Source organism: Streptomyces sp. NPDC053069 (assembly GCF_044546895.1).
GTDB lineage: Bacteria > Actinomycetota > Actinomycetes > Streptomycetales > Streptomycetaceae > Streptomyces.
The window spans coordinates 231,643-248,775 of record NZ_JBITZN010000003.1 but is presented as its reverse complement, the minus strand read 5'-3'; the positions used below and the strand labels follow the sequence as shown (position 1 = coordinate 248,775).

The window sequence follows — 17,133 nt, the reverse complement described above, 5'->3', positions numbered from 1 at the left end:
AACACCGTCTGCAGGGGGAGGACACATCATGGCGCCACAGCGATTCCACGAGCAGTTCCAGCACATCCAACGCTCCTTGCCGCACGCGGCCCTGGCCATGGGCCCGGAGCAGGACGCCCATTTCCTCTACGAGAAGGGGGTCGTCCTGGCCCGGGACGGAGAGGAGGCCCGCGTCGTCGAGGACACGGTGCGCGCCCACTTCACCGCGACCGACGGTCTCGTCCCCGACCATGTCCGCCGGGACGGCCCGGAGACGGGCCGCACCGGCGTCACCCGCATCCGCATCGACGCCCCGGACGCCGGCGACGACACCGTCCCGCACGCGCTGCGGGCCCTGCGGGAGGCCGAGGACCGCCGGGGCCGCAGGCTGGTGGGCCGCAACCACGTGGTGCACATCGCGGTCAACGCCTGCCCCGGCGACGAGCCGGTGCCCGTCACCCGCACCCGACCCGCCAACCCGGCCGCCGCCGACGGACGTTACGACGCGGACAGCGCCGTCGGCGTGCTCGTGATCGACACCGGCCTGGTCCACGACCACGCCTCCTACCCGCTGCTCGCCCACACCACCGGCGACGCCCAGTCGGCGGAGACCGACGCCGACGGAGTGCTCCGCCAGTACGTCGGCCACGGCACGTTCATCGCCGGGATCCTCGCGGCCCTCGCGCCCAACACCGACGTGACCGTACGGGGCACCCTGAACGACTGCGGGGCGGTCCTGGAGTCCGAGTTCGGCGCCCGGCTCTTCGAGGCGGTCGACGAGGGCGGCTGGCCCGACATCATCAGCCTGTCCGCCGGCACCCCGACCGAGGGCGGCGACGGCCTGATCGGCCTGGACGCGTTCATGCGGGAACTGCGCGAGCAGCGCACCCTGCTGGTGGCCGCCGCCGGCAACAACGCCAGTGACACCCCGTTCTGGCCCGCCGCCTACGCCGCCCTGCCCGAGTACGCGGACAGTGTGCTGTCGGTCGGCGCGCTGCGCGCGGACGGCGACGGCGCGGCCTGCTTCAGCAACCACGGCCCCTGGGTACGGGCCTACGCCCCGGGCGAGCGCCTCACCAGCGCCCTCACCGGTTTCGGCGCCCCCGTGCCGTACGTCTACCAGCACTCCACCTACGACGCCTGCCGGTTCGGCTTCGACTACCCCTGCACCTGTCAGTTCCCGCGCCACACCGGTGTGCTGAGCGAGGGCCGGGAGAACACCGGGGCCAAGCCGGACCAGGTGATGTTCGACGGACTCGCGCAGTGGAGCGGCACCTCCTTCGCCACCCCCGTCGTAGCGGGACTGGTGGCCGCCCATATGACGGCGCACCAGGAGCGCGACCCGCGCGTCGCGCGCGCACGCCTGCTCGCGGCCACCACGGACACCGCCGAGGTGCGCGGGGCGCACGTCACGGCGCTCCGGCCGCCCACCTGGCGCCCCGTCCCCGTCGTCGCCCCGGCTGTGCCCGCATGAGGGCCGGAACCCTCCGCCCCACGGCGTACCATGACGTGCCGTACACAAGGGGTGGAGCCGTGGACCGAACAGAGGTCGGCGCGTTGGTCCAGTCCGCCGTCGACGGGGACGCCGCGGCCTGGAAAGCGCTGGTGGAAGGGATGAGTCCGCTCGTGTGGTCGGTGGTGCGCGCACACCGGCTCTCCGACGCCGACGGGCACGAGGTCTACCAGACCGTGTGGTTCCGCTTCGCCCAGCACCTGGGCCGGATCCGCGAACCCGACAAGGCCGGTTCCTGGCTGGCCAGTACCACCCGCCACGAGTGCCTCAAGGTGCTCAAGGCCCTGACCCGGCTGACCCTGACGGACGACCCGCGGGTGCTGGACCGGGCCAGCGACGACCGGACCCCCGAGGAGTCGCTGATCGATTCGGAGGACGCGGCGGACCGGGCCGAGCGGGTGCGCCGCCTGTGGCAGGAGCTGGACGGACTGGGGGAGCGCTGCCGGCAGCTGCTGCGCGTGCTGGTGGCCTCCCCGCCGCCCAGCTACGGGGAGATCTCGGCCGCGCTCGGTATCGCGGTCGGCAGCATCGGCCCCCTTCGCCAGCGCTGTCTGCGCCGGCTGCGGGCCCGGATGGACGCACGGGGTGCGGCGTGAACGACGACCATCGGTTCCCGGAACCGGGTGCGGCGGACGAGGAGTCTGCGGACTCCCTGCTGGAGGAGCAGCTGCGCGAGGCGGCCGCCGTCCTCGACCCGGTCCCGGACGTCCTGCGGCAAGTGGCCCTGGACGCCTATGCGTTGCACGACCTGGACGCGAAGCTCGCCGAGCTGACCTTCGACTCGCTGGTGGACGCGCTGCCGGTCAGGGGCGTCACGGACGCACCGCGGATGCTGACGTTCCAGGCGGGTGCGGTCACCGTCGACGTCGAGGTCACCGACGACGGGCTGATCGGGCAGGTGCTGCCGCCGCAGTCGGCGCGCATCGAGGTGCTCGGCGGCCCGCAGACCGCCCGCCCGGTCACCGTCGACACCCTCGGACGCTTCAGCAGCGACACGGCACCGGCCGGCCCGTTCGCCCTCAGGCTGCGGACCGGCGCGGAGGTGATCGTCACGGAGTGGCTGCGGGCCTGAACCCGGTCAGCCGGCCCAGGTCACGGGCAGCGTGCGCGGGCCGCGGATCATCGTCTTGTGCCGCCACCGCACCTGCTCGGCCGGCCCGGCGAGCCGCAGCCCGGGCAGCCGGTCCAGCAGCGTGTCCACCAGCAGCTCGGTCTGCAGCCTGGCAAGCACCGCGCCGGTGCAGAAGTGCGGGCCGTTGCCGAACGCCACATGCGGGTTCGGATCGCGGTCCGGGTCGATGCGGTCCGGGTCCGGGAAGACGTCGGGGTCGCGGTTGGCGGCGAGGTAGGAGACGTAGACCGCCTCGCCCGCGGCGATCCGGTGGCCGGCGATCTCCACGTCCTCCCGTGCGATCCGGGCGAGCCCGACCGTGCTGCGGTGCGGGATGTAGCGCAGCAGCTCGTCCAGCACCGGACCGCGCGCCTCGGGACGCGTGAGCATCCGCTTCATCAGCTCCGGCCGCGTCAGCAGCAGGTACAGCATCTGCCCGCAGTTGTGGGTGACGGCCTCGCCGCCGATCTGCAGCGGGCCGGCCAGCCCGACGGCCTCCTCCTCGCTGATCTCCCCGCCCGCCACGGCCCGGCCGAGCACCGAGTAGACGTCCTCGTCCGTGCTGTGCGCGCGGGCCCGGACGACGGAGGTGATCCAGCCGTACAGGCCGGTCTTGGCCCGGCCGGCCGCCTCGGCCCCGGTGGTGGAGATGATCTCCCGGGTCCAGGTGTGCACCTGCGCGCGGTCGGCGGGCGGTACGCCCATCACCTCGCTGACGACGGTGATCGGGAACGGCTCCAGCACCCGCTCGACCAGATCGGCCGGCGGCCCGTCCCGTACGACACCCTTCACCAGCTCGTCCAGGATCGCCTGGGCGCGGGGCCGCAGCCGCTTCATGGCCCGCACCGTGAAGGCGTCGGCGACCGGCTTGCGCAGCCGGTTGTGGTCGGGCTGGTCGGCCCAGGCGAGCGAGCCGGGCCGGGGCGTGAAGTCCGGCGCGAGCCGGGTGATCCGACGCCGGGTCACCTCGCTTCGGCTGAACCGCGGGTCGTTGGAGATCAGCTTCACGTCGTCGTAGCGGGTCGCCAGCCACGCCCAGCCCTCACCGAACGGCAGCCGGATCCGGGTCAGCGGACCCTCCCGCATGAGGGCGGCGAGGACCGGGTCGAAGTCCGTCCCGTCCAGGTCGAGTGCGGGCCAGTCGCGCACGGGCGGCGGGGCCTGGCCGGTGAGCGTGGTCTCCTCGGTCATGCGACCACCCTGGGACAGGTGCCTCCGGCTGTCCTGCGGGAGTGCGCCAGGTGGGTGGGTGGGTGGGTGGAGGGGGGCCGGGGCGTCCAGTGGGGTGCCGATGGGTGTCGCCGGGCGTGCGCGGCGTTGCGGTGGCCGGGCGCGCCCACGCGGCGGAGCCGCACATCGGTTCAGTCCCGCCCTCAAGGGGCGCTGCAGATCGCGTTGATCAGTTCGGACAGTGCCTTTGCCAGTGGTTCCAGCCCCGGTCCGGCCGGGCCGCCCGGCTCGGTCATGTAGGTGTCCCTTCGTATCTCCACCATCAGGGCGGTGACCCGGGCGTCGAGGCCGTGGAACGCCAGGGGTACGTACGTCCCGGCGAACGGGGCGTCCAGGCCCGTCCCGCCGCAGACCGCGAACGCCCTGCGCGCCGCCTCGGTCAGCTCCGGCGGGGTGTGAAAGGTGTCCGTGCCCAGGCACACCGGCGGACGCGGGCCGGCGCCGTGCAGCTCGTAGGGGAGCGGCTCGCTCGGATAGGAGTGGACGTCGATCACCACGGCCCGGCCGGTCGCGGCCAGCCGCTCGGCGACCGCCTCGGTCATGGCCCGTGCGTACGGACGGAAGTACCGCGCCAGCAACGGCTCCGGATCGGTGCCCGCGGGCCGCAGCTCGGCGCGGTGCGTGGTCCGCGTGTACACGGCGCCCATGCCGACGGCCGTCATCTCCTCCCGTTCGTCCGGGAATCGCTCCGGGTCCACGACCAGCCGGGACAGCCGGTTCACGAACCGCCACGGTGCGACGCCGGCCAGCGCGGCGGCCCGCTCGGCGAGCTCGGCGGTGTGCGCGTCCGTGATGTGGTCGAGCTCCCGCTCCAGCGCGGCGTCGTCCAGCACGATCCCGGCCCGCACGTCGGCGGGGATCGTCCGCGCCGAGTGCGGGACGTGCAGCAGTACGGGCGATTCGGGGGCACCGGGAAGGAGTTCGTACGAGGACACGCGCGGCTCCGGAGCGTCGTCGGTGGTGTGGATACGGCTCCGCCCCGGCCGGGGGTACCGGCCGGGGCGGAGGGTCACTCGGGTGCGCGGCTCGGGCGAGCCGCAGGCGTCAGCTGAGGGACGCCAGCGCCTCGTTCCAGGTGGCCGACGGGCGCATGACCGCGTCCGCCTTGGCCTTGTCGACCTGGTAGTAGCCGCCGATGTCGGCCGGCTTGCCCTGGACGGCGATCAGCTCGTCCACGATCTTCTGCTCGTTCGCGGCGAGGGTCTCGGCGAGCGGCGCGAAGGCCTTGGCCAGGTCGGCGTCGTCGGTCTGCCGGGCCAGCTCCTGCGCCCAGTACAGGGACAGGTAGAAGTGGCTGCCGCGGTTGTCGATGCCGCCGACGCGACGGGTCGGGGACTTGTCCTCGTTGAGGAAGGTCGCCGTGGCGCGGTCGAGCGTGTCGGCGAGGACCTTGGCGCGGGTGTTGCCGGTGGCCGCAGCGTACTGCTCGAAGGAGGGGACCAGGGCGAAGAACTCACCGAGGGAGTCCCAGCGCAGGTAGTTCTCCTTGACCAGCTGCTGGACGTGCTTCGGCGCGGAGCCGCCGGCGCCCGTCTCGAACAGGCCGCCGCCCGCCATCAGCGGGACGACCGACAGCATCTTGGCACTGGTGCCCAGCTCCAGGATGGGGAAGAGGTCGGTCAGGTAGTCGCGCAGCACGTTGCCGGTCACCGAGATGGTGTTCTCGCCGCGGCGGATGCGCTCCACGGACAGCTTGGCGGCCTCGACCGGGGACAGGATCCTGATGTCCAGGCCCTCGGTGTCGTGCTCCGGCAGGTACTGCCTGACCTTGGCGATCAGGTTGGCGTCGTGCGCGCGGCCCTCGTCCAGCCAGAACACCGCCGGGTCGCCGGTGGCGCGGGCGCGGGTGACGGCCAGCTTGACCCAGTCGCGGATCGGGGCGTCCTTGGTCTGGCAGGCGCGGAAGATGTCGCCCTGGGCGACCGGCTGCTCGATCAGGACGTTGCCGGCCCGGTCGGTCAGGCGCACCGTGCCGGCGGCCGGGACCTCGAAGGTCTTGTCGTGGGAGCCGTACTCCTCGGCCTTCTGCGCCATCAGGCCGACGTTCGGGACCGAGCCCATGGTGGACGGGTCGTAGGCGCCGTTGGCCCGGCAGTCCTCGATGACGGCCTGGTAGACACCGGCGTAGGAGGAGTCCGGGATGACCGCGAGGGTGTCGGCCTCCTGGCCGTCCGGGCCCCACATGTGACCGGAGGTGCGGATCATCGCCGGCATGGAGGCGTCGACGATGACGTCCGACGGGACGTGCAGGTTGGTGATGCCCTTGTCGGAGTCGACCATGGCGAGGGCCGGGCCCTCGGCGAGCTCGGCGTCGAAGGAGGCCTTGATCTCGGCGCCCTCGGGCAGGTTCTCCAGGCCCTTGAGGATGCCGCCGAGGCCGTCGTTCGGGGTGAGGCCGGCCGCCTTGAGGGTCTCGCCGTACTTCGCGAACGTCTTCGGGAAGAACGCGCGCACCACGTGACCGAAGATGATCGGGTCGGAGACCTTCATCATCGTGGCCTTCAGGTGCACGGAGAAGAGGACGCCCTCCTGCTTGGCGCGGGCGACCTGCGCGGCGAGGAACTGCTCCAGCTCGGCGACGTGCATGACGGAGGCGTCGACGACCTCGTCCTTGAGGACCGGTACCGACTCCTTCAGGATGGTGGTGGTGCCGTCCTCGGCGACCAGCTCGATCTTCAGCGCGCCGTCCTCGGCGATGACGACGGACTTCTCGGTGGAGCGGAAGTCGTTCTCGCCCATCGTGGCCACATTGGTCTTGGACTCGGGGGTCCAGGCGCCCATGCGGTGCGGGTGGGTCTTGGCGTAGTTCTTCACCGAGGCCGGGGCACGACGGTCGGAGTTGCCCTCACGCAGCACCGGGTTGACGGCGGAGCCCTTGACCTTGTCGTAGCGGGCGCGGATCTCGCGCTCCTCGTCCGTCTTCGGGTCGTCCGGGTAGTCCGGCAGCGCGTAGCCCTTGCCCTGCAGCTCGGCGACGGCGGCCTTCAGCTGCGGGATGGACGCCGAGATGTTCGGCAGCTTGACGATGTTGGCCTCGGGAGTCTTGGCCAGGTCACCCAGCTCGGCCAGCGCGTCCGGGATGCGCTGGTCCTCGTTCAGGTACTCGGGGAAGTGGGCGATGATGCGTCCGGCCAGCGAGATGTCCCGGGTGGTCACGGGTACACCGGCCTGCGAGGCGTACGCCTGGATCACCGGCAGGAACGAATGCGTCGCCAGGGCCGGGGCCTCGTCTGTGTAGGTGTAGATGATGGTCGAGTCAGTCACCGGGTGCTCCGCTCCACGTCTGCAACATTGCTCGACATCAAGATATCTCGTGATCGGGGTCCGCTCGACAGGGGTCCCGGCCGGAAATCGCGCCGCGCCGGTACCACCGAGATCAGCCCGGGCGGGCGGCGCCGGGACCGGTTCCGGCCCCGCCCGCCATCTCCCGCTCGATCCACCGGCAGATCACGTCCACCACGTACACATGCTCGGCCCGGGTCAGCTCCCGCCCCTTCGGAATCCCGTGCCAGCGCTCCAGGCAGCCGCGGCAGCAGGTGGCGGTCGCGTGCTGGGCGACGAAGACCGGGTGGCCGCGGTAGGGCGTCTGCTTGCCGTCCTTGTACGGCTGGGCCGGCGCCAGCCGCTTCGCGATCAGGTCGTAGGCGTGCCACCGGATCGTCGCCGGCCCCTTCAGCTCGGCGGTGGCCCGGTCCCGCCCGCGCAGGTGGAACTTCGCCCGGAAGGGCTGCCGGGCGAGCGCGTCGAGCCGCCGGTCGAGCGAGCCGGGGTCCCGCTCCCGGCCGGGTGAGCGGTCGGCGGCCGGCTGCCCGTGCGGGCCGGGATCGGGGAAGGACGTCATGTCCTTCGAGCGTAGTCGTGCGCGAGAGGACCGGCGTGGCTCCCCGGCCCTGACCGGACGACGACGCCGTACTCAGCTCAGGGCCCGGGGGGTGTGCGGTGCCAGGGACTCGGCGCGGTGCCGCTGTGCCAGGCCTCCAGATCGTCGCCGTTCATGCAGACGATGCCGCACTGGCGGGCGTACTCGAGCGCGGGTGCCGTGAAGTCGCTCGTGGTGACGACCGCCGCGACGTCGGCCTTGTGGATGGCGAAGCAGGTGCCCCCGAAGCGCTGCATGTCCTGGGAACCGACCTTGTTGGCGTACCCGTACTGTTTGCACTGGATGACCACCCGCCGCCCGTCCGGGGCGACCGCGACGATGTCCGCCCCCAAGTCGCCGGCTCCTCCCACCACTTCCACCTCCCGGCAGTCGTCGCGGACGCACAGTTCCGCTATGGCCTGCTCGAAGCCGTCCGGGTCGAGTTCGGCGTAGCCGGCCCCGGTGCCGGGAGGAGCGGTGAGCTCCGCACCGTCCGGGCCCGGCGGAAGCGTGGTGGCCGGCGCGGCCTCCGGCGGAAAAGGGCCCCGCGCGGGGTCTGCCGGAGCGACGTCGCTAGACGGCTCGCCCGGCGCGTCGATCGGCACGGTGGGGGCGACCACCGCCTCCGTCGCGGTGGCACCGGCGTCCAGGCTGGCGGACGCCTTCTCGGCCGCTTCCTCCAGGGCCCGCGCGGCCCGGCGGGCGCACCTCGCGGCGGACAGGCGGCGCCACCGCGACGGGAACCTCAGCGCGACCGCCAGACCGAGCATCGCCAGCACACCGGCCCACAGCGGACGGCGTTCGACGACCCCCGCCGCCGTGCGTGCCAGGAACGCGCACACGCACAGGACGACCGCAAGCAGCAGGAAGAACATCGCGGTGGTGCGCAGATCGAAGCGTCGGCCGGGCTCCGCGGCCCGGACCCGACGCACGGGTATGGTCATCCCGACTACCTCCTGGGCGGCGACGACGAAGATCTTCCGTCTACGGATGCCCAAGATCGCGGAACGCTCTCGCGGTACCTCCCCGGTGCCGGTTCGCCCTAGTCGGCGACGGCCCGGTCGCCGGTGACCATGTCCTCCCCGCTGCGCTGCTGCGGAATCACCACCGCGCCCTGCTGCAGCGCCACGGTGCGGGCGGGGGCCGGGATGCTGATGCCCTCCGCGCGGTAGCGGCGGTGCAGGCGCTTGATGAACTCGTGCTTGATCCGGTACTGGTCGCTGAACTCGCCGACGCCGAGGATCACCGTGAAGCCGATGCGGGAGTCGCCGAAGGTGTGGAAGCGGATGGCGGGCTCGTGTTCCGGGACCGCGCCCTCGACCTCACGCATGGTCTCCGCGACGACCTCCGCCGTCACGCGCTCCACGTGCTCCAGGTCGGCGTCGTAGCCCACCCCGACCTGCACCAGCACCGTCAACCGCTGCTCGGGATGGGTGTAGTTGGTCATGTTCGCCTTGGCGAGCTGGCCGTTGGGGATGACCACCAGGTTGTTGGACAGCTGGCGGACCGTCGTCTGGCGCCAGTTGATGTCGACGACGTAGCCCTCCTCGCCGCTGCCGAGCCGGATGTAGTCGCCCGGCTGGACCGTCTTGGAGGCCAGGATGTGGATGCCCGCGAAGAGGTTGGCGAGGGTGTCCTGCAGGGCGAGGGCCACGGCCAGACCGCCGACGCCCAGGGCGGTCAGCAGGGGCGCTATGGAGATGCCGAGCGTCTGCAGCACCACCAGGAAACCGATCGCCAGGACCAGCACCCGGGTGATGTTGACGAAGATGGTCGCCGAGCCCGCCACGCCCGACCGGGACTGGGTGACCGAGCGGACCAGACCGGCGATCACCCGCGCCGCCGACAGGGTCACCACGAGGATCAGCCACACCTCGAGGATCTGGTTGGCGTGGTGCTGCACGGTCCTGGTCAGCGGCAGCACGGCCGCGGCCGCCGCCAGCCCGCCAGCGATCGCCGCCCAGGGCACGACCGAGCGCAGCGCGTCCACGATGACGTCGTCGCCGCTCCAGCGGGTCCGCTTGGCGTGCTTGGCGAGCCAGCGCAGCAGCGTGCGCGACAGGAAGGCGAGCAGCAGGCCCGCCGCGAGGGAGATGCCGGCGAGGACGAGGTCGTCGAGGGTCAGCGCGCGGTTCACCGGTCACCTCCGGGGCGTGCTGCGGTGTGGGGAAGTCTCGTCACGTTGTCACCTGCTCGATGTGCGGGAAGTGCGATCGCGCCGGCCGGGAACTCCGGTGACCGGCGCGATCGTTCATCCTGCCGTATCCGGCGCACCAGTTCGTACCGGGACCGGTGCTCTTCGGACGCGTGGCTCAGATGATGCCTTCCGCGAGTTCGGCCTGGTCGCGGTCGCTGCCGTACGCGGCTGCGCTCGGGGTGCCGTAGGACCGGCGGGCGACGTACCACCAGACGGTCGCCAGGACCAGGACGACGGCGAGCGCCACGGAGGCGTAGTTCATCGTGTCCACGGTGACCGGCGAGGCCTGCGGCAGGCAGAACAGCACGGTCACGCAGGCCACCCAGATCACCGCGACCCAGCCGATCGGCCTGCTCCAGCGGCCCAGTTGCCACGGCCCCGGCCGGAACCGGTCGCCCGCGCGCAGCCGCAGCAGCACGGGGATGGCGTAGGCAGGGGTGATGCCGATGACGTTGATGGCCGTCACCGCGTTGTACGCCGTCGCCGAGTACAGCGACGGCAGGGCGAGGACACCGGCGACGATCACCGACAACCACACGGCGGCGACCGGCGTCTGGGTGCGTGAGCTCACCGTGCGCCACAGGTGCGAGCCGGGCAGCGCGCCGTCCCGGCTGAACGCGAACACCATCCGGCTGGCCGCGGCGACCTCGGCGTTGCCGCAGAACAGCTGGGCGGTGATCACGACCAGCAGCAGGGCGCTCGCGCCGTCGGTGCCGAGGCCGTCGAGCAGAATCTGCGCGGGCGGCACACCCGTTGCGGTGGTCCGCGTGGCGTCGTAGTCCTGGATGGCGAAGGTCAGACCGGCGAGCAGCACGAACCCGGCGATCCAGGACGCCCAGATGGACCGCACGATGCCGCGTGCCGCGGACACCGAGGCCTGTGAGGTCTCCTCCGACAGATGGGCGGAGGCGTCGTAGCCGGAGAAGGTGTACTGCGCGAGCAGTAGGCCGATCGCCGCCACGTACAGCGGGTTGTGCCAGCCGGTCTCGTTGACGAACTTCGTGAACACGAAGGACGCCGACCGGTGGTGGTCGGGGACGATCGCGAGCGCGCCGACGATGAGCGCGACGCCCGCCAGGTGCCACCACACACTGACCGAGTTGAGCACGCTGACCAGGCGCACGCCGAACAGGTTCAGCACCGCGTGCAGCAGCAGGATCGCGCAGAAGATCAGCATGGTGCTGCCGGGCGTGGGGGTGAAGCCCCACTGCAGGTTCGCGAACGCGCCGGCGAACAGCGCGGCGCCGTAGTCGATACCGGCGATCGCACCGAGCAGACCGAGCAGGTTCAGCCAGCCGGTGTACCAGCCCCAGCGCCGGCCGCCGAGCCGGTCGGCCATGTAGTACAGGGCGCCCGAGGTCGGATAGGCGCTGGTGACCTCGGCGAGCGCCAGGCCGACGCACAGCACGAACAGGCCGACGCCCGCCCAGCCCCACAGCATCACGGCGGGGCCGCCGGTGTTCAGGCCGAAGCCGTACAGGGTCATGCAGCCGGACAGGATCGAGATCACCGAGAAGCTGATCGCGAAGTTGCCGAAGCCGCCCATACGGCGGGCCAGCACCGGCCGGTAGCCGAGTTCGCGCAGCCGCTGCTCCTCGTCCTGCTGCGGCAGGCCCGGGGAGGGCGCGGGATCGGGGGTGGGGGACATGCGGGGACCTCCGGGGTCGACGGGCTTGCGGGCCGAACGCGTTCAGGGCCTTTCAGGGGTCGTGAGGGTCAAACCGGGGCTTCGGGGGCGTTCAGGGAGCCTTCACGGACGGGAGCCGTCCACCGCCGCCCGGCAGCGCTCCCGGGCCTGGATGAAGACCTCCACGGCACGGGCGCGGTCGGGGGTGCGGTACATCCACGGGGGCGGTGTGAAGTACGGGCCGATGGCGTCGAACACCCGTGCGGCGTCGGGGAACTGCAGCGAGCCCCACAGGGCGTGGGCCAGGTGGTTGAGGTCCGGCAGGGAGCGCTCGGCACCGTCCGTGTGCTCGAACCAGGACCGCAGGGCGCGCCCCGCCTCGCGGGCCGCGTCCTCCGCCACCCAGTGCAGGTCGAGCGCCGCGTCGTGACCGCTGTCGCGCCGGTAGCGCTCGACACGGACGTACAGCGGCAGCACATGCAGTGCGGAGCCGGGCGGGGCCTGGGCGGCGGCCCACTGCGCGTAGCCGGCGGCCTCCGCGAGCCGGCCCGAGCCGCCCCGCGCGTACAGGAACTGCAGCATCCGGTGGTGGGCCTCGCGGTTGTACGGGTCCCGCCGGCCCGCTTCGGCCAGCAGCCCCCAGGGGCCCGGCGGCAGCACCGGTTCGGGCGCGGCCACCCGGTGCTCCGCCCACTGCTGCTCCGGATCCAGCTGCGCCAGTGCCAGCAGGCAGACCCAGGGCACCGGGTCCCGCGGGGCGATCCGGGTGGCGGACTGGGCGGCGTCCCAGGCCTCGATCCAGAGCTCATGGGTGCGGCGGTGCTTCTCCCGCTGGGCCCGCAGCGCCCGTTCCACGCCGACCCGCGCGTGCATCACCGCGGCGTGCACGCTGTCCGGCTCCTCCGCGAGCCAGGCGCGCACCACGTCGGTGCCGGCGGCGGCCGCCGCGAGGACCTGGGTGCGCTGGGTCCACTGCCGGCCGTGCGCGGTGTCCGCGAGCAGCGCGCGCATGGCCATCCAGCGACCGGTGCGCAGGTCCTGGAGCGCGGCGCGCAGGGCGTGGTCGGGGCCGGCGGGGTCGTAGGAGGGACGGGGGCCTTCTCTGGCCATCAGCCGGTCCCGGGGTGGCGCGGCAACAGCCCTCCTCTGAGGGGGGACGGAGAGGTGGTTCGCTGGTCGGCGGTCACTATAGAGGGGTGGGTTCCGCCTTGCCATTGTTGTCAACTCAACCATTTTTCCGGGCAAGTTGAAGGCCCGCAGGAGCTTGACGCGGACGCGGTGCAACGGCAGGCTGACGCGATGTGATCTTCGGGGGAGAGCGGAAGAAGGCGTGATGACGGAGCCGGTGCTCGCCGTCGACCAGGGCACGTCCGGCACCAAGGCCCTGGTGGTCTGCCCGGAACGCGGTGTCCTGGGCACCGGGTTCGCCGAGGTCCGCCCCCGGTATCTGCCCGGCGGCCGGGTCGAGGTGGACCCGGCCGAGCTGTACGACTCCGTGGTCGACGCCGGGCGGCGGGCGCTCGCCGAGGCCGGCGAGGACGTCGTGGCCCTGGGTCTCGCCAACCAGGGAGAGACCGTCCTCGCCTGGGACCCGGCCGACGGCCGCCCGCTCACCGACGCGCTGGTGTGGCAGGACCGGCGTGCCGAGACCGTGTGCGCCGAACTCGCGCCGTGCGCCGAGGAGTTGCGGCAGCTGACCGGCCTGCCCCTCGACCCGTACTTCGCCGCGCCCAAGATGGCCTGGATCCGCCGCCACCTCACCCGCGAGGGCGTGGTCACCACCTCCGACGCCTGGCTGGTCCACCGCCTCACCGGGGCGTATGCGACCGACGCCGCGACCGCCGGCCGCACCCAGCTCCTCGACCTGGACACCGCGCGGTGGTCGCCGAGGGCGCTGGAGGTGTACGGCCTGGCGGACGAACGGCTTCCGCAGGTGACCGACAACGCCCGGCACATCGGCACGACCACGGCGTTCGGCCGTGAGATCCCGCTCACCGGACTGGCCGTCGACCAGCAGGCCGCCCTGCTCGCCCAGCGCGTCACCGCGCCCGGCGCCGCCAAATGCACCTACGGCACCGGCGCGTTCCTGCTCGCGCACACCGGCGACCGCCCCCGGCGCGGCAGCTCCGGCCTGGTCAGCTGCGTGGCCTGGCAGCTCGCCGGAACCACCGGCTACTGCCTCGACGGCCAGGTCTACACCGCGGCCTCCGCCGTCCGCTGGCTGTGCGACCTCGGCGTCATCTCCTCCGCCGCCGACCTCGACCCCGTGGGCGGCAGCGTCCCCGACAGCGGCGGCGTCACCTTCGTCCCCGCCCTCGCCGGACTCGCCGCCCCCTGGTGGCGCGGCGACCTGCGCGGCTCGCTCACCGGACTCGGCCTCGACACCGGCCCCGGCCACCTGGTGCGCGCCCTGTGCGAAGGCATCGCCGCCCAGGTCGCCGAACTCGCCGACGCGGCCGCCGCCGACCTCGGCGCCCCGCTGGACACGCTCCGCGTCGACGGCGGTCTGACCCGCTCGGCCCTGCTCATGCAGACCCAGGCCGACCTGCTGCAACGCCCCGTCGAGGTGTCCGCGCTGCCCGACGTGACCGCACTCGGCGCGGCCGCCCTCGCCCGCCTCGGCGCGGACCGTACCCTGGCCGTCGAACAGGCACTGCCCGACTGGAAGCCCGCCGCCGTGTACGAACCCCGCATCACCGCCGACCGGGCCGCCGCGCACCGCGCCCGCTTCCGCACCGCCGTGGCCGCCCTGCTGCGCTCATGACCGTCACCTGGGAAGGCGCGCTGCCGAGTCGGACGTACGACGTCGTGATCGTCGGCGCCGGAGTCGTCGGCTGCGCCCTCGCCCGCGAACTCGCCCGTCGGCCCCGGCTGAGCGTCGCCCTGGTCGAGGCCCAGGACGATGTCGGACAGGGCACGTCCAAGGCGAACACGGCGATCCTGCACACCGGTTTCGACGCGACGCCCGGGACCCTGGAGGCCCGGCTGGTCCGTGAGGGCTACGACCGGCTGGGCGCCTACGCCGCCGACACCGGCATCCCCGTCGAACGCGTCGGCGCCCTGCTGGTCGCCTGGGACGAGGAACAGCTGGCCGCCCTACCCCGGCTGGCCGAGAAGGCCGGACGCAACGACTACCGCGAGACGTCCCTGCTGGGCCCCGACGAGCTGTACGCCCGTGAACCCCGCCTCGGCCCCGGAGCGCTCGGCGCCCTGCACGTGCCGGGGGAAAGCATCATCTGCCCCTGGACGACGACCCTGGCGTACGCCACCCAGGCGGTCCGTGCCGGAGTGGACCTGTTCCTGAACACCGCGGTCCGGCAGGCGACGTGGGAGGACGGTCACCACCTGACCACCTCCCGCGGCACCCTGCGCGCCCGCCGGCTCGTCAACGCGGCAGGGCTGCACGCCGACACCGTCGACCGGCTGCTCGGCCACGAGGACTTCACCGTCACCCCGCGCCGCGGCCAGCTCCTGGTGTACGACAGGTTCGCCCGCCCGCTCGTCCGGCACATCCTCCTGCCCGTCCCGACCGCGCTCGGCAAGGGTGTCCTGGTGGCGCCCACCGTCCACGGCAACGTGCTGCTCGGCCCCACCGCCGAGGACCTCGACGACAAGCGGGCCACCGGCTCCACCGCCGAGGGCGTGGCCGGGCTGCTGGACAAGGGCCGCCGTATCCTGCCCGACCTGCTCGACGAGGAGGTCACCGCGGTCTACGCCGGGCTGCGCGCGGCCACGGGGCAGGAGGACTACCGGATCGCCGCTCACCCCGAGCAGGGATACGTCACCGTCGGCGGCATCCGCTCCACCGGCCTGACCGCGTCGATGGCCATCGCCGCCCATGTCACCGGCCTGCTGGCCGGCACCGGGCTCGACCTCGGGCCCGTGCGCGAGCCGGAACCGCTGACCATGCCCAGTCTCGGCGAGGCCTTCCCGCGCCCCTACCAGCGGTCCGGCCTCATCGCCGCCGATCCCGCGTACGGCATCCTCGTCTGCCACTGCGAGCGCGTCTCCCGGGGAGAGATCCGCGACGCCCTCGCCGCCACGATCCCGCCCCGCACCCTGGAGGGCCTGCGCCGCCGCACCCGCGCCCGCGCGGGCCGCTGCCAGGGGTTCTACTGCGGGCCGGCGGTACGGGACCTGTTCGAAGGGGGCCGGGCATGACGACCGTGCGCCGCATCGACGTCCTCGTGGCCGGCGCCGGCCCTGCCGGACTCGCCGCCGCGGCGCGACTGGCCGCCGCCGGTGCCGGACGGGTCGAGGTGCTGGAGCGGGAGGCACAGGCCGGGGGAGTCCCCCGGTACTGCGCGCACGGCGGTTTCGGCACCCTCACGCACCCGCTGACCGGCCCCCGGTACGCACGCCGGCTCGCCGAGGCGGCCGAGTACGCGGGCGCCGTGATCCGGACCGGGGTGACGGTCCTGGACTGGGACATGGCGGCGCGGTCGGGCACGGTGCTCAGCACCGTGGGCGCCGAGGGCCTGCGGACCGTCGAGGCGCGGGCTGTCGTCCTGGCCACCGGCGCCCGGGAACGCCCGCGCGCCGCCCGGCTGGTGCCCGGCACCCGCCCCGCCGGTGTCTACACCACCGGCGAACTCCAACAGGCTGTCCACCTGTTCGGGCAGCGCATCGGCACCCGGGCGGTCGTGGTCGGCGCCGACGACGTCTCCTACCGGGCGGCCGACACCGTGCGCGCGGCCGGCGCGGAGGTCGTCGCCCTGGTCACGGAACACCCGCGCGCCCGGACCGGCCCCGCCCGTGTCCGGTCGGCCCGGCTGCGCCACCTGGTCCCGCTGCTGACGGACACCACGGTCACCGAACTCCTCGGCAGGGGGCGCCTGTCCGGTGTCCGCGTCCGCCACCGCGACGGCCGTACGACCGTCCTGCCCTGTGACACCGTCGTGTTCACCGGCGACTTCGTCCCCGACCACGAACTCGCCCGGCGTGGCGGCCTCGCCCTGGACCCCGGCACCCGCGGACCCGCCGTCGGTGCCCGCCTGCACACCTCCCGCCCCGGTGTCTTCGCCGCGGGCAATGTCCTGCACGCCGCCGAACCGGCCGGCACCGCCGCCCGCGAGGGCGGCCGGGCGGCCGAAGCCGTGCTGGACTTCCTGGCGGGCGGCCCCTGGCCCGACCACGGTGTCCCGCTCGTCGTCGAGGCGCCGCTGCGCTGGATCGCCCCGAACCGCATCGCCCCGACGGCTCCGCCCACCGGCCCGCACCTGCTGCGCACGGACGCCCCGCTGCACCGTGCCGTCCTGTACGTCCGCCAGGACGGCCGCCTCCTGCACCGCGAGCGGCTCGGCCCCGGAACCGCCCCGCCGCACCGCACCCTCACCCTCACCGCCCGCTGGCACGACCGCGTCGACCCCGAGGGCAGCCCGGTGCGGGTGGGGGTCGGCTGAGGCGGAGCCGTTGTCGGCGCCGGGTGCGGCCGTGCGCAGCGTGAACGACACGCACACCCTGTCGGGGCTGGACACCGTCGACCGGTCGTCCCCGACGCACGCCTACGACCCGCCGGGGACCCCCCGGCCGGCTGCACGCCTCCTCGACCGGCCGGCGGCAGCGGCCGGTGCGGGTGCTCGCCGGACCCGAACCTGGCGACCCGGCAGCGTGGGGC

General features: G+C 73.3%; 14 protein-coding genes. 6 read left to right on the top strand and 8 right to left on the bottom strand.

Annotated features, from left to right (window positions below; genetic code table 11):
• Positions 1-28: 28 nt before the first annotated feature.
• From ACIGXP_RS08125 to ACIGXP_RS08115, 3 genes are read left to right on the top strand one after another with little or no spacing between them, the layout of a single operon-like run.
• Positions 29-1,453 carry a S8/S53 family peptidase gene (locus tag ACIGXP_RS08125; protein ID WP_399765429.1) on the top strand — a complete coding sequence of 475 codons (1,425 nt, stop codon included), beginning with the start codon at positions 29-31 and terminating at the stop codon, positions 1,451-1,453.
• A complete protein-coding gene (locus ACIGXP_RS08120) occupies positions 1,450-2,088 on the top strand; it encodes a sigma-70 family RNA polymerase sigma factor (protein WP_363220536.1) in 639 nt (212 codons plus the stop codon). Before ACIGXP_RS08125 ends, ACIGXP_RS08120 begins: the two co-directional genes overlap by 4 nt.
• Positions 2,085-2,564 carry a hypothetical protein gene (locus tag ACIGXP_RS08115; protein ID WP_399765426.1) on the top strand — a complete coding sequence of 160 codons (480 nt, stop codon included), beginning with the start codon at positions 2,085-2,087 and terminating at the stop codon, positions 2,562-2,564. Before ACIGXP_RS08120 ends, ACIGXP_RS08115 begins: the two co-directional genes overlap by 4 nt.
• Before the next feature lie 6 nt (positions 2,565-2,570).
• Here the strand turns inward: ACIGXP_RS08115 and ACIGXP_RS08110 are convergent, their stop codons facing one another.
• The 8 genes from ACIGXP_RS08110 to ACIGXP_RS08075 form a co-directional block, all read right to left on the bottom strand.
• Positions 2,571-3,794, bottom strand: a complete 1,224-nt coding sequence (locus ACIGXP_RS08110) for a cytochrome P450 (protein WP_399765423.1) — start codon at positions 3,792-3,794, stop codon at positions 2,571-2,573.
• Between the two features lie 182 nt (positions 3,795-3,976).
• Positions 3,977-4,768 carry an N-formylglutamate amidohydrolase gene (locus ACIGXP_RS08105; protein WP_399765420.1) on the bottom strand — a complete coding sequence of 264 codons (792 nt, stop codon included), beginning with the start codon at positions 4,766-4,768 and terminating at the stop codon, positions 3,977-3,979.
• Positions 4,769-4,877: 109 nt separating this feature from the next.
• Positions 4,878-7,097: an NADP-dependent isocitrate dehydrogenase gene (locus ACIGXP_RS08100; protein WP_399765417.1), complete on the bottom strand. Its 2,220-nt coding sequence runs from the start codon at positions 7,095-7,097 to the stop codon at positions 4,878-4,880.
• A 112-nt stretch (positions 7,098-7,209) separates the two neighbouring features.
• Entirely contained in the window at positions 7,210-7,674 is a 465-nt protein-coding gene (locus tag ACIGXP_RS08095; RefSeq protein WP_399765414.1) for a DUF4186 domain-containing protein, read from the bottom strand.
• Positions 7,675-7,751: 77 nt separating this feature from the next.
• Entirely contained in the window at positions 7,752-8,636 is an 885-nt protein-coding gene (locus ACIGXP_RS08090) for a restriction endonuclease (protein WP_399765412.1), read from the bottom strand.
• 98 nt (positions 8,637-8,734) lie between these two features.
• On the bottom strand, positions 8,735-9,829 hold the full coding sequence (locus ACIGXP_RS08085; RefSeq protein ID WP_363216510.1) for a mechanosensitive ion channel family protein: 1,095 nt from the start codon (positions 9,827-9,829) through the stop codon (positions 8,735-8,737).
• Positions 9,830-10,004: 175 nt separating this feature from the next.
• Positions 10,005-11,537 carry an amino acid permease gene (locus ACIGXP_RS08080; RefSeq protein WP_399765408.1) on the bottom strand — a complete coding sequence of 511 codons (1,533 nt, stop codon included), beginning with the start codon at positions 11,535-11,537 and terminating at the stop codon, positions 10,005-10,007.
• A 102-nt stretch (positions 11,538-11,639) separates the two neighbouring features.
• The gene (locus ACIGXP_RS08075; protein ID WP_399765405.1) at positions 11,640-12,626 is read right to left on the bottom strand and encodes a hypothetical protein; all 987 of its coding nucleotides are present in this window, start codon (positions 12,624-12,626) and stop codon (positions 11,640-11,642) included.
• Positions 12,627-12,849: 223 nt separating this feature from the next.
• On the opposite strand from ACIGXP_RS08075, the gene ACIGXP_RS08070 reads away from it, so the two are divergent.
• From ACIGXP_RS08070 to ACIGXP_RS08060, 3 genes are read left to right on the top strand one after another with little or no spacing between them, the layout of a single operon-like run.
• The gene (locus ACIGXP_RS08070; RefSeq protein ID WP_399765402.1) at positions 12,850-14,280 is read left to right on the top strand and encodes an FGGY family carbohydrate kinase; all 1,431 of its coding nucleotides are present in this window, start codon (positions 12,850-12,852) and stop codon (positions 14,278-14,280) included.
• Positions 14,277-15,677 carry an FAD-dependent oxidoreductase gene (locus tag ACIGXP_RS08065; RefSeq protein ID WP_399765398.1) on the top strand — a complete coding sequence of 467 codons (1,401 nt, stop codon included), beginning with the start codon at positions 14,277-14,279 and terminating at the stop codon, positions 15,675-15,677. The genes ACIGXP_RS08070 and ACIGXP_RS08065 overlap by 4 nt, the downstream gene beginning before the upstream one ends.
• Positions 15,674-16,918 carry an NAD(P)/FAD-dependent oxidoreductase gene (locus ACIGXP_RS08060; protein WP_399765396.1) on the top strand — a complete coding sequence of 415 codons (1,245 nt, stop codon included), beginning with the start codon at positions 15,674-15,676 and terminating at the stop codon, positions 16,916-16,918. The genes ACIGXP_RS08065 and ACIGXP_RS08060 overlap by 4 nt, the downstream gene beginning before the upstream one ends.
• Positions 16,919-17,133 lie beyond the last annotated feature (215 nt).